The organism is Corynebacterium sp. MSK074 (assembly GCF_030229735.1).
Taxonomy (GTDB): domain Bacteria; phylum Actinomycetota; class Actinomycetes; order Mycobacteriales; family Mycobacteriaceae; genus Corynebacterium.
The window spans coordinates 55266-67264 of record NZ_JASPIX010000004.1 but is presented as its reverse complement, the minus strand read 5'-3'; the positions used below and the strand labels follow the sequence as shown (position 1 = coordinate 67264).

13 protein-coding genes are annotated in these 11999 nt (G+C 63.2%); 7 read left to right on the top strand and 6 right to left on the bottom strand.

Translation table 11 applies throughout. The features are described from left to right. The 3 genes from QP965_RS05295 to QP965_RS05285 all read left to right on the top strand — a co-directional run bounded on the left by QP965_RS05295 (position 1) and on the right by QP965_RS05285 (position 3818). Positions 1-486: a methylated-DNA--[protein]-cysteine S-methyltransferase gene (locus QP965_RS05295; RefSeq protein ID WP_284844324.1), complete on the top strand. Its 486-nt coding sequence runs from the start codon at positions 1-3 to the stop codon at positions 484-486. A gap of 72 nt (positions 487-558) precedes the next feature. Beyond that, complete coding sequence (locus QP965_RS05290) at positions 559-2268, top strand: long-chain-fatty-acid--CoA ligase (protein ID WP_284844323.1); 1710 nt, start codon at positions 559-561, stop codon at positions 2266-2268. An 11-nt stretch (positions 2269-2279) separates the two neighbouring features. Next, a complete protein-coding gene (locus QP965_RS05285; protein ID WP_284844322.1) occupies positions 2280-3818 on the top strand; it encodes an AMP-binding protein in 1539 nt (512 codons plus the stop codon). On the opposite strand, the gene QP965_RS05280 is transcribed toward QP965_RS05285, so the two are convergent. Beyond that, positions 3815-5053, bottom strand: coding sequence for a YihY/virulence factor BrkB family protein (locus QP965_RS05280; RefSeq protein ID WP_284844321.1), 1239 nt, complete (start codon positions 5051-5053; stop codon positions 3815-3817). The two genes, QP965_RS05285 and QP965_RS05280, sit on opposite strands and share 4 nt — an antisense overlap. A gap of 71 nt (positions 5054-5124) precedes the next feature. Between QP965_RS05280 and QP965_RS05275 the strand changes: the two genes are divergently transcribed. After that, the gene (locus tag QP965_RS05275) at positions 5125-5601 is read left to right on the top strand and encodes an S-ribosylhomocysteine lyase (protein WP_023020462.1); all 477 of its coding nucleotides are present in this window, start codon (positions 5125-5127) and stop codon (positions 5599-5601) included. Between the two features lie 136 nt (positions 5602-5737). Here QP965_RS05275 and QP965_RS05270 read toward each other — a convergent pair whose 3' ends face one another. Then, entirely contained in the window at positions 5738-6844 is a 1107-nt protein-coding gene (locus QP965_RS05270) for a UDP-N-acetylmuramate dehydrogenase (protein ID WP_284844320.1), read from the bottom strand. 24 nt (positions 6845-6868) lie between these two features. Between QP965_RS05270 and QP965_RS05265 the strand changes: the two genes are divergently transcribed. From QP965_RS05265 to QP965_RS05255, 3 genes are all read left to right on the top strand, one after another. After that, positions 6869-7360 (top strand): DUF2505 domain-containing protein, encoded by a 492-nt coding sequence (locus QP965_RS05265; protein WP_179387320.1) that lies wholly within the window; start codon positions 6869-6871, stop codon positions 7358-7360. Between the two features lie 20 nt (positions 7361-7380). Further along, positions 7381-8193, top strand: a complete 813-nt coding sequence (locus QP965_RS05260; RefSeq protein WP_284844319.1) for a class I SAM-dependent methyltransferase — start codon at positions 7381-7383, stop codon at positions 8191-8193. 64 nt (positions 8194-8257) lie between these two features. Next, positions 8258-9106 carry an LmeA family phospholipid-binding protein gene (locus QP965_RS05255; RefSeq protein WP_284844318.1) on the top strand — a complete coding sequence of 283 codons (849 nt, stop codon included), beginning with the start codon at positions 8258-8260 and terminating at the stop codon, positions 9104-9106. Here the strand turns inward: QP965_RS05255 and QP965_RS05250 are convergent. Genes QP965_RS05250 through QP965_RS05235 form a run of 4 tightly spaced genes read right to left on the bottom strand, consistent with a single transcriptional unit; the run spans position 9103 to position 11699 of the window. After that, entirely contained in the window at positions 9103-9612 is a 510-nt protein-coding gene (locus tag QP965_RS05250; protein ID WP_284844317.1) for a beta/alpha barrel domain-containing protein, read from the bottom strand. The genes QP965_RS05255 and QP965_RS05250 overlap by 4 nt on opposite strands. Further along, on the bottom strand, positions 9612-9902 hold the full coding sequence (locus tag QP965_RS05245) for a DUF2516 family protein (protein ID WP_284844316.1): 291 nt from the start codon (positions 9900-9902) through the stop codon (positions 9612-9614). Before QP965_RS05245 ends, QP965_RS05250 begins: the two co-directional genes overlap by 1 nt. Before the next feature lie 5 nt (positions 9903-9907). Further along, positions 9908-10345 carry a CGLAU_01105 family protein gene (locus QP965_RS05240; RefSeq protein ID WP_284844315.1) on the bottom strand — a complete coding sequence of 146 codons (438 nt, stop codon included), beginning with the start codon at positions 10343-10345 and terminating at the stop codon, positions 9908-9910. 19 nt (positions 10346-10364) lie between these two features. Beyond that, positions 10365-11699, bottom strand: a complete 1335-nt coding sequence (locus tag QP965_RS05235) for a DUF445 domain-containing protein (RefSeq protein ID WP_284844314.1) — start codon at positions 11697-11699, stop codon at positions 10365-10367. Positions 11700-11999: the final 300 nt, after the last annotated feature.

Here is an 11999-nt window from a genome sequence, read left to right as displayed (position 1 = left end):
ATGTTCCGCCTCATCGATAGCCCCCTCGGACCCCTGCGCTTGCAGGCGAGCCCGCGGGGGCTTTCCCGCATCGAATTCACCGCGGCCAGCACTCCACAGGAAGCGGTGGGCGGTGTGGAAGAAGGGGGCGTCGAAAAGCGCAGCGCGGACGTGCTCGACGCCGCCCAGGCACAGCTCGCGGAGTATTTCGCCGGACAGCGCCGCGCCTTCGAGCTGCCCCTCGACCCGCCTGCGACGACCGACTTTCGCGCCGCGGTGCATGCGCAACTGGCCGAGATTGGCTACGGGGAGACGGTCACCTACCGCGACGTCGCCAAGCTGCTGGGCCGGCCCGGCGCGACGCGGGCCGTAGGCAGTGCGTGCGGCGCCAATCCCCTGCTCATCGTGCGGCCATGCCACCGTGTGCTGCGCAGCGATGGCGGGCTCGGCGGCTATGCGGGCGGTCTGGAAGCCAAACGTTTTTTGCTGACACTGGAAGAAAACTAGAGGGATTCCTCATGTTTGGGATATGCTATCCCCTCAGAAATAGTTTTTGTAGCCAAACGAAAGGTTTTCCGCGTGTCAGCTTCCACCTCCCGAGCCTGGCTCGAGCACTACAGCGATTGGACCCCACACACGCTGGACTACGGCGATAAAACCATCGTCGACTACTACCGCAATAACCTACGGGTCAATGCCAATAAATCCGCCACCTACTTCTTCGGAAAGACACAGACCTACGCGGAACTCGATACCCAAGTGCGCGCCGCTGCGGCCGGACTCAAGGCTTTTGGCATTCGCCCCGGCGACAAGGTGGCCATCGTCCTGCCTAACTGCCCCCAGCACGTCGCGGCCTTCTACGCGGTGCAATTGCTTGGCGCCACCGTGGTCGAGCACAACCCGCTCTATACCGCCCCGGAGCTGGAAGGGCTGCTCAATGACCACGGCGCGCGCGTGGTCATCTCCTGGGATAAAACCGCCTCCACACTGGAAAAGCTACGCTCGACCACCCCGCTGGAGACCATCGTCTCCGTCAATATGGTCGATGCCATGCCACCACTCAAGCGCCTCGCACTGCGCCTGCCCATCCCGCCGTTGGCCGCCAAGCGCGAGCAGCTCACCAGCCCCGCACCCAATACCGTGGAATGGTCCACCCTCATCGGCGCGGCCATTGGCGGCGATGGCTCGGACCTCGATATCCCTGAGATCTCCCAGGACGATATCGCGCTCATCCTCTATACCTCCGGCACCACCGGAAAGCCCAAGGGCGCCCTGCTCTCACACGGCAACCTCATTGCCAATGCCATTCAGGGCAAGGCCTGGGTGCCACAGATGGGCAAGCAACAAGAGCGCTTCCTCGCAGCACTGCCCATCTTCCACGCCTATGGCATGACCACGCTGTGCATCTTCAGCATCTACCTTGGCGCCGAGCTCATCCTGGTCCCCTCCCCGCAGATGCCGTTGATTATGGACATCGTAAAGAAGCGCACGCCTACTTGGCTGCCGGGCGTGCCGACGCTGTATCAGAAGATCATGGACGCGGCGGAAGAAAAGGACGTCGACTTAAGCGGCATCCGCAATGCTTTCTCCGGCGCCGCCACGCTGCCCGTAGAAATTGTGGAGCGCTGGGAGACCATGACCGGCGGCCGGCTCGTGGAAGGCTTCGGCATGACGGAAACCTCCCCGGTCCTTACCGCCAACCCCATGAATGGCAAGCACCGCCCCGGCTATGTGGGCGTGCCTTTCCCGGATACGGAGGTGCGCATTGCCAACCCTGAGAATCTGGATGAAACCCAACCCGATGGCCAACCGGGCGAAATGCTCGCGCGCGGCCCGCAGATTTTCCAGGGTTATTTTGGCAATGCCGCCGCCACCGAAAAGACCTTCCACAATGGCTGGTTCCGTACCGGCGATATGGCGCTCATGGAACCGGATGGCTATATCAAGCTGGTCAGCCGCATCAAGGAAATCATCATCACCGGCGGCTTCAACGTCTACCCCGCCGAGGTGGAAGAGGCGATTGCCCAGCATCCCGACGTCGTGGATGTCGCCGCCGTGGGCCGCCCGCGCCAGGATGGCTCGGAGGACGTCGTTGGCTGCGTCACCCTGCGCGATGGCGCCGTGCTCGATCCCGAGGGCTTGAAGGAATTCTGCCGCGAGCGCCTCACCCGCTATAAGGTGCCGCGCACCTTCTATCACTTCGAAGATCTGGCGCGCGACCACCTGGGCAAAATCCGCCGCCACCAGGTGCGCAAGGACCTACTCGAGCTGCTGGAGGCAAAGGCCTAAACTTAGCGGCTATGGCAGATATTCATTATGGCGCTACCTTGACGGATTTCCTCGCGTCCGCCGTCGCGAGGTTTCCCCAGCACCCCGCCACCTACTTCGCTGGCCACACGCTCACCTATGGCGAGCTCGACGCCCAGGTGGCGGCCGCGGCCGGTGCCCTGCGTGAGATGGGCGTGCGCCCCGGCGACCGCGTGGCGCTCCTGCTGCCCAATTGCCCGCAGCACGTAGTGGCATTCTTCGCCATCCTGCGCCTGGGCGCAGTGGTGGTGGAGCACAATCCGCGCTATACCGCGCACGAGCTCACCCCGCTGCTCGCCCACCATGGCGCCCGTGTGGCGATTGCCTGGGAGGACATCGCCCCCACCGTGTCCGCGCAGGTAGAGACCACCATTACCGTTTCCCTCAGCGAGCCGCTTCCCCTCAGCGGCGCCCCGGCGGAGCCGCACCCCGCCGCGCTTTCCGACGCCGCCCTTATCCTCTACACCTCCGGCACCACCGCTCGCCCCAAGGGCGTGGTCTTAACCCACGGCAACCTCGCGGCCAACTGCCTGCAGCTGGAAACCCAGGCCCCGTTGCGCCCCGGACACGAGCGCTTTCTGGCCGCGCTGCCCATGTTCCATGCCTATGGCCTGACGATGAGCGTGCTCCTCGCGGTGCGCTGTGCGGCCGAGATCATCCTGCTGCCTGCCCCACACACCGACGCGGTGACCAAGGCGCTTGCCGCCCGCCGTCCCACCTGGATGCCGGGCGTGCCCACCATCTACGAGCGCGCCATGGCGTCCACACCCGCGGCCGCAGACACAGCCGCGTCCGACGCGCCCACGGATCTCGGCAGGGTGCACTATTCCATCTCGGGCGCGGCCTCGCTCCCCTCGCGCATCATCGAGCCATGGGAGGCGCGCACCGGCGGCATGCTGGTGGAAGGATACGGGCTTACGGAAACCTCTCCCGTGCTGACTATCAACCCCCTCGATGACTCTCGGCGCGCCGGCACCATCGGCCTGCCACTGCCGGATACGCAGCTGCGCATCGGCGATCCTCACGATCTCAGCCGCACCCAGCCGGATGGCGAGGCCGGCGAGATCCTCGCCCGCGGCCCGCAGGTCTTTAGCGGCTACCTTGCCGACGCCCCCGCCACCGCCGCCGCCTTCCATGACGGCTGGTTCCGCACCGGGGACATGGGCGTGCGCGAGCCCGACGGCCATATCCGGTTGGTGGGCCGCATCAAGGAAATCATCATCACCGGTGGCTTCAATGTCTACCCCGGCGAGGTCGAGGAGGCTTTAACCTCCCATCCCGACATCGCCCAGGCCGCGGTCGTGGGCGTCCCTCGCTCCGATGGTTCGGAGGACGTCGCCGCCTGCGTGGTGCTTGCCCCCGGCGCGCAGCTCGACGAATCCGCCTTGCGCGACCATTGCCGCGGGTTGGTGGCGCGCTATAAGGTCCCGCAGCGCTTCTTTGCCATGGAGGCGCTCGCCAGCGATCAGCTGGGCAAGCTGCGCCGCCGCGATGTCCAGCGCGATCTCCTCGCGCTGCTCAACCAGGGCTAGCCTTCTTCCCGCTCTCCCCGGCGCACCGCCTGCTCGTAGATGCGCTCGGAACGCTCCTCAAGGTCGTGCTGGGCGCGGGCTTGGGACTTAGCGGCGGCGTCGGAACGCGGCGGGGCCTGGATATGCCGCGCGGCGCGCAGGCCCAATTGCAGTTCCTTGGCGCGCAGGATCTCCGCATCGAGCTTGATACCCAGAATGAGCATCGTATTAGATAGCCACACGGCCATGAATACGGCCATAATGAGGCTGAAGGCGCCATAGACGCTGGCTCCGGCAAAGCGCTGGGTATACAGCGCAAATGCTCCCCACACCACAACATTGGTGCTCAGCGCCACGACGGAGCCTAGGGTTATCCACCGAAAGCGCGCCGGCCGCACGTTCGGGGAAAAGTGATACAAGATAGCGATCAAGCTCAGCACGATCACCACGGTGAGCGGGAAGCGCAACCAATTCCACACTGGCATGAAGATCCCACCCAAAAAGTCCGCAGTGCCCTGCATCTCCAGCTTGCCCGCGAGCGGATTGATAACGCCGCTCACGATGGTATCGCGCAGCAGGTTAGCAAAGAGGACAATGACCGCACCGATGACGAGAACAATGGTCAGCCCCCACATCAATGCCCAGGTGCGGATGATTCCACGGCCCTCTACTCGCCCATAGACGGTATTGGCCGTGCGCGAGAAGGCGCGCACATAGGCCGAGGCCGCAAAGAGCGAAACTAGCACGGATACCACCAGCGCGAAGGTGCCTTGCGCCGTGGAACCAATGATGGAGCCAACCAGTTTTTCGGCCTGCTCCGTCATGGAACTGGGCACGTAGTCCGCAATGAAGTGCGAGGTTAATTCGTGTACCTCGGCACGCCGCGAGGAGAAAATGAGCGTGGCTATCGAATAGGCCGCGAGCACCGTAGGGGCAAAGGCCATAAGCGTGAAGTACGTCATCGTGGCGGCGCGATCCATCAAGGCATCGTGGAAGAAGTCCGCCCACACGCGGCGGAGCACCAGCCCCCAGCTTTCCTTGCGCAGGCGGTTGCCGCGGGCCAACGGATCTACATTTTCGGTGTGGCCTTCAATCTTGACCACGGTGGGCGCAGTGCTCGGCACGATTTTATCCGCGCCCTCATAGACGGATTTGCCCACCGGAGTAGCCGCAGCGCTCGGCGGTTCGCCGGAAGACGAATTGCCAGGGGTGCGTGCGGCGCCAGGAACCTCGGCGGAATCGTCCAGTGTGCTCATATTATCCCAGCGTATGCGGTAGAGAATCTTTTTCAGGAAGTGACACTCAGCTGTGATTACACTGGAGAGACATGACTGAACAGAATGATAAAAAGCTCAACGTGAAGTCCTTCGAACTCGACCACCGCCTAGTCAGCGCGCCATATATCCGCGTGGCCGACCGCACGGATTTGGGCGGCGGCGTCGAAATCATCAAGTATGACCTGCGTTTCTGCCAGCCTAACCAGGACCACCTGGATACCAAGGCGCTGCACTCGGTGGAGCACATGATGGCAAACTTCATGCGCAACTACACCGATAAGCTCATCGGCTTCGCCCCGATGGGCTGCCGCACCGGCTTCTACGCCATCACCAACGGCATGGAGCAGGACGAGCTGCTGCGCGCGGTGGAAGGCGCGCTCAACGATATTCTTAACGCTACCGAGGTACCGGCCGCCAATGAAGAGCAGTGCGGTTGGGGTGCGCACCACAGTTTGGAGGGCGCGCAGGAGGCAGCCCGCGCATTCTTGGGCGCTAAGGATGAGTGGCTCCAGGTCATGGCCGCCTAAGCCAGTCGCCGGCACGGTAGGTGCCGAACTGAAAAAGCAGCCACGATAGACCCGAAAACCGCGTGGTTAAGGGCGCTATCGTGGCTGCTTTGTAGGTTTTATGCCCTAGAGCCCGGAGTGAAAGCGCAGTCGCGCGCTACTCGTCGAGGGCGAGGCCGATCCACACGGGTTCGGGCACGAGCTCTACGCCGAAGGTCTCATGGACGCCGTCGCGGATGGTGCGGGCGAGGTCCACGATATCGGCGGCCGTGGCCTCGCCGCGGTTGGTCAGCGCCAGCGTGTGCTTCGTCGAGAGCGTGGCCCGGCCGGAGCCCGGGTAGCCCTTGGCAAACCCGGCGCGGTCAATGAGCCAGGCGGCGGAGAGCTTTTCCCGGCCGGTCTCTGCAGAGGGGTGGCGGGGCATGGAGTCTGCGGTGGCGTCGCCAAGCGAGGCACGGACCTTGGCCTGGACGGCGTCGGCAAGAGCGGAGTCCACCACCGGGTTGGTAAAGAAAGAGCCAGCGGACCAGGTGTCATGGTCGGTGGGGTCGAGCACCATGCCCTTGCCACGGCGCAGCTTGAGGACCTGCTCGCGGACCTCGGCCACGGGGCGGCGCTCGCCCGGATTCTGGGTGAGCTGGCCAAAGCGCAGCGGGCGGGAAAGGCCCTCGGTATCGAGCTGGAGCTCCACCTCAAGGACCACGGCGCGGCCGGTGAATTTCAGGTTGGAATAGCGATACGCTAGCTCCAGGTCGGAGGCGGGAACCCATTCATCGGTATCGGTGCGGCGGTTATAGAGGCGCACGCGGGTAAGGACCTCAGAGATCTCCGCGCCATAGGCACCCACATTCTGCACGGGGACCGCGCCCACGGTGCCGGGAATGCCGGAGAGGCACTCTATGCCGCCCAGGCCGAGCTGCACGGAGCGGGCTACCACGTCATCCCAGACGGCGCCCGCCTGTGCGCGCACCACTCCGGTCTCGGTGTCCATAGAGACCTCATCGAAGTCGAGGATAACCGCGACGAGATCCACTGCGCCATCGGCCACCAAAAGGTTAGAGCCGCCGCCCACGACAATGAATTTCACTTCGGCGTGATCAAGGGCACGCACCACGGCGACGGCGGCCTCCGGCTGCGAACAGCGCAGTGCGGCCTGCGGTTTTCCGCCTACACGCAGCGTAGTCAGGTCCGCGAAGGTGGCGGCGGGGTCCAGTTCTACCCCGTCGATCTCTGTGAGCTGTTGCGTCAAAGATTTATCAAGCACGCCTACCAAGGTAGTCTGTTAGGCATGTCAACCCGTAGTGAAAACACCGTAACCATCAATCAGCCCATCGAAAAGGTTCACAAGGCGCTGCTCACCAAGGAATACTGGGAGTACATCGTGGCCAACCTCTCCCCCGAGGCGGGCCAGGTGCACGACTTCAGCGATAACGTAGCCACCCTCTTCGAGGTTCTGCCGACCACCCTGCTGCCAGAGGCAGTGCGCGCCATGGTCTCCCAGGACCTGAAGGTCAAGCGCGTGGTTACCGTGGGCGAGCTCAACGGTGAGGCTGCTGACGTTAACTACACCGCGGATGTCAAGGGCACCCCGGTAGACTTCAAGGGCGATATCTCCCTGGCCGGCGAGGGCGAGATGACCAAGCTGTCCTACGTCAACGAGATTTCCGTCAATATCCCGATGATGGGCGCCGCCATCGAGCCGAAGGTGGGCGAGTCCCTGGGCGAGCTCTTCGATAACGAGGGCAAGCTGACCGAACAGTGGATCTCTGAGAACGCCTAAGTTCTACAGAACCGAAATTTATGGCCGACCACGCACATAATCTGCGCGCTAGCGCAGCTGCGGGTCGGCCTTTTGGCGTTATTACCCGCGGCACCACCAACCACAACCGGCTGCGGCGCTGCGATAGGTGGATGCACGCGCACCCGGAGATTTCCGCGCTGCTTAGGCACGTGGATACGCCGCTGGCGCTGGATGTGGGCTACGGGGCCTCGCATGCGACCACTGTGGAGTGGGCAGGGTGGCTGCGCCGGGCGAATCCGCGGGTAGACGTGCGCGGGCTGGAGATCCACCCGGACCGGGTGCTGCCGCCGCGCGATGGCGTGCGCTTTGAGCTGGGCGGTTTTGAGCTGGCCGGCTACCGTCCGCAGCTGGTGCGCGCGTTTAATGTGCTGCGCCAGTACGATGTGGACCAGGTGGAAGAGGCCTGGCAGACGGTGTGCTCCCGTCTTGCCCCGGGAGGCTTCTTTGTGGAGGGCACCTGCGATGAGCTCGGCCGGCGCGCGGCCTGGTTGCTGCTGGATGCCCACGGTCCGCGGACGCTCACCCTGGCGTGGGACCCGTTCGACGTGGCGCGCCCCTCCGATATTGCCGAGCGCCTGCCCAAAATCCTCATCCACCGCAATGTGCCCGGCGAGCCCATCCACGAGCTGCTTCAGGCCGCCGACGAGGCTTGGGACCGCGCGGCCGGCTGGGCGCCTTACGGTCCGCGCGTGCGCTGGCGTAGGGCACGCGCCATGCTTGCCGACGCCCCCTTTAACATCCACCCCGTCCGCCGGCGCCTGCGCGATAATGTGCTCACCGTGGACTGGGAATCGGTGGCGCCGCAAGCTTAAAAATGTGCTGCTAACTTCGCCGTAGACTTTGCCCCGCGCCGTCTCATGCGCCACACTGGTACGCATGGCTTCGAAGAAATCGGCGGGTTCACTCGCCTGGAAAATCATCATTGGCATCCTCGTAGCACTTCTCGTGCTCATTCTGCTGGCTGAGTTTGGCCTGCGCTGGTTCATCGGCAACCAGATGACCTCGCAGTTCAACGAGGCCGCTGAGCAAGAGGGCATCCAGGTCAAAGAAGACCCCTCCGTCAGCTTCGGCGGCAGCCCGCTCCTGCTGGGGTTGTTTAAGGGCTCCATTTCCCAGATGGATATGACCACGCCGTCCACCCTGCAAATCGACGGCACCGAGATCAAGGGCCAGCCTGCCTCCGAGATCCACGTGGAAGATATGAGCACGGACCAGGACAATCCGGTGGCCGGCAAGCTGCGCGCTTCTACCACCGTGCCGGATGACTACCTGCTGGCCTCCTTCCAGAAGGGCATTTCCGAGCAAGCCGGCAGCGACAAGGTGGGCAATATGGTGGTCACGGAGATTACCGCCAATGAGCAGGACCATGTGCTGGACGTGAAGTTCGCCGGGGGCCTAGCCAACCTCTCGCTGGAGCCCACTGCCCACGATGGAAAGCTCGATATCCGCGCCACCGAGGCCTCTATCTTCGGCCTCGAGCTGCCGGATCAGGCCACCGAAGCCATCTCCTCCGCGCTGCAAAACGGCATGTCGGATCAGTTCGTGGGCTCGGACATGAACGTCGATTCCGTGGAGGTGCTCGATGGCGAACTCAAGCTCACCATCACCGGCACTGATGTTCCGATGAACGACATGGATAAGCTGGCCGGCGGCGAGGGCACCACCGGCAATGGTGGGGCCAACAATGGCGCGCCGCAGCAGGACGCGCCGAAGGAAGCCGCCTAAACCAAAGCTGCGGGAAATTCGAGGACCGGAAGAGTGGCAGCCGCCAACTCCGGTCCTTTTTTCATGCCTTCTTCACCGACACCGGATTCCGCGCGGTCCGCGGCTGCGGCCGCGGAGCTGCGCACAATGAGGCGCTGGTAGCCGGCTTGGTGGGCGGCGTTGAGGGTGGCGTCGGCAAGCGGGGCGTCTGGGACGATGAGGCCCAAGCGGGCCGGATCCGGGCAGGCCTCGCGGATGGCGATGAGCTCGGAGAGCACGGCATTGGCATCCGTCACGGTCTCATCGAGGCTGACCCACACCTCGCTGGCGCCGGATTGGATGGCCAAGCGCGCCTCAGAGGCCTTGATAAGCGTGTGGTGGCGGCCGGTGGGATAGCCGGCGACGGAGATGATATCGGCCGCGCCGGCCCCCGCGGCGAGGGAAACATGGTGCGGAGAGACCACGACGGTGTTATCGGCGGCGCGGTCCTTGACCGTCGCGGCCGAGGCAGCAAGCAGGTTAAGCATTAGTAGCTGTAATCGCCGTTGATGATGGCCTTGAGCTGCGGGCGAACATCAAACCAGTACACGCCGGTAATGACCGTGCCGATCCACGACAAGAAAAGCATGCCAGTGGCCATCGCTACCGCCGAGCCCGCCAGCAGGCCAACCCACACCCACTTGCCCTGACGGTCGCCGGCGCGGAAGGCGTCCTCGCGCGTGATAGCGGCGAGCACCGCACCGACGATGGCGGTCAGGGTGAGGATTTGGAAGATGTAGCTGTCTAGATTCAGGGCAAGTTCATAAAGGAAATACATGCAGATTAATTCTGTGGGTCGTCGGTATCGATTACTTCACCATCGATAATATTATCGCCCTGCGAAGGAGCCGAATTCTGGCCGGGGCGCGGCGCATTCTTCTTCTCCGCGCGGCGGGCCTGGGCGGAATTATAGGCGTCCATGACGCCCCCACGGGTCTCCTTATAGGCGGTAGTGAACTTGCCCTTGGCGTCAGCGAAAGACGCGGACTCGCGGGTGCCGTCCGCGGCCTTCTTCAAGGAAGCACCAAATTCCTTCGCGGTGGCGGTGGCCTTGTCCACCAGGCCATCCTTGCCGGTGGCGCCGTAGGGGCTTTGTGCCTGCGCGCCATGAGCGTGCTGGGTGCGCTCTTCTTGCAGGCGGCCACCAAAGTCCTTGGCTACCTCAAAAGCAGCGCTGCCGGCATCTTTCAGGGAATCGAAAATCTCCTTATTATCGCTCATTGCTCATCACTCCTTTTGTTTAAGCACCAAAGATAAGGTGATTGATCGCGAATATCACCAATCCTGCCAGGGAACCGACGATAGTGCCGTTCAAACGAATAAATTGCAGGTCTTTGCCCACCATGAGCTCGATATTGTGGGAGGCTTCCTCCGCATCCCAGCGCTTGATGGTCTCCGGGATAATAGCGATAATTTCCGGCGCGAATTTCTCCACGGCGTAGCGCGCGGCCTTATCCACGAGGGCATTGGCTTGGGCCAGGAATTCGGAGTCCTCGAGCAGACGGTGCGCCAGCTCCTTCACCTTCGCCGTAATCTTCTGGCGCAGGAAAGACTCCGGGTCATTGAGCTGGTCAATGAGCGTGGTGGATACCGTGCGCCACATGGCCGCCGGCGCCTGCTGGGCTTGGTCAGAGGCGAGCATCTCTTGCTTGATGCCCTCGATGCGCCCGCGCATGTCCTCATCCCACTGCAGATCTGAGGCCAGCTTAGACAGGTTGCGACGAATGGCCAGGCGAGCCTCGTGGTTGCCATTGCGGCGCACCTCATCGGCGAATTCCACGAGCTCGGTATAGACCTTCTCCCCCACCATCTCGCGGGCAAAGCGCGGCGCCCACCCTGGCATGCGCTCGTCGATTGCGGTGACCACGGTGGGCTCCATGCTCAGAATCTTGCCGTGCGCCCACTCAATGAGGTCGTCCTCCAGCGGACGAGCCTTGCCGTCAGCAATATAGCCCTCCAGCAACCTACCCAGCGGCGGGCCCCACTCAGGCTCGGCCAGGCGGTCCATGACTTGGGTGCGGATGAATTGCTCTGCCTCAGCTGGGTCGAGATCTTCCACCACGCTGGCGGCACGCTCGCCAATCCACGCGGAGACCTCCTCCGCCTTGCCGGGCTCCACACCCTGGCGCGCCAGCCATAGCGGCAGCTCCGCCTCCCGGACCTTGGCGCTAAGCGCATCCGCGGTCAGGAAGTTCTCCTCCACAAAGTCCTTCAAGGCATCGCCCACGCGGTCCTTATTATTCGGAATCAACGCCGTATGCGGGATGGGCAGCCCCAACGGCCGGCGAAATAGCGCGGTCACCGCAAACCAATCCGCCAGGCCACCCACCATGCCGGCCTCCGCCGCGGCACGCACGTAGCCCACCCATACCGGAGCCCCGCTTTCCGACGCCTGCCACCACGAACACCCCAAAAAGATCACCGCCGCACCAATCAGGAACGACAGCGCAATCGCCTTCCACCGGCGCAGGTCCGCACGCCGAGCCTCCTGATTACCAGCCTGCGGCACAGGAGTAGCACCCGACGATGCCGATGCCGTAGCCATCTCGAGGCCTTCCTCCGCGCGGTGCGTCATAAGTTCTCCTTGAGGTTGTGAAGGTGTATTCGGGCTTCGACCATTAAGACTAGTGCGTACTTAAAAGCACTCGACCTCTGCCTTCAGCAATTAAGCTTATGAACGCCAAAGAATCTGAACTGAAGGGCACCAGATTTTGTTCTGTTAGAGAAGATAAATACCCACTAGCACAAACACTAACTTCGTTAATCTAAGCAGGCGGTCTTAATGGGGTTGAGCAGGTCGCTTCCGAGGCTAAGGATAAGCTCTTCGATGCTGCCGAGGGTATGAAGGATAAGGCCAACAAGGTTATCGGCGGCC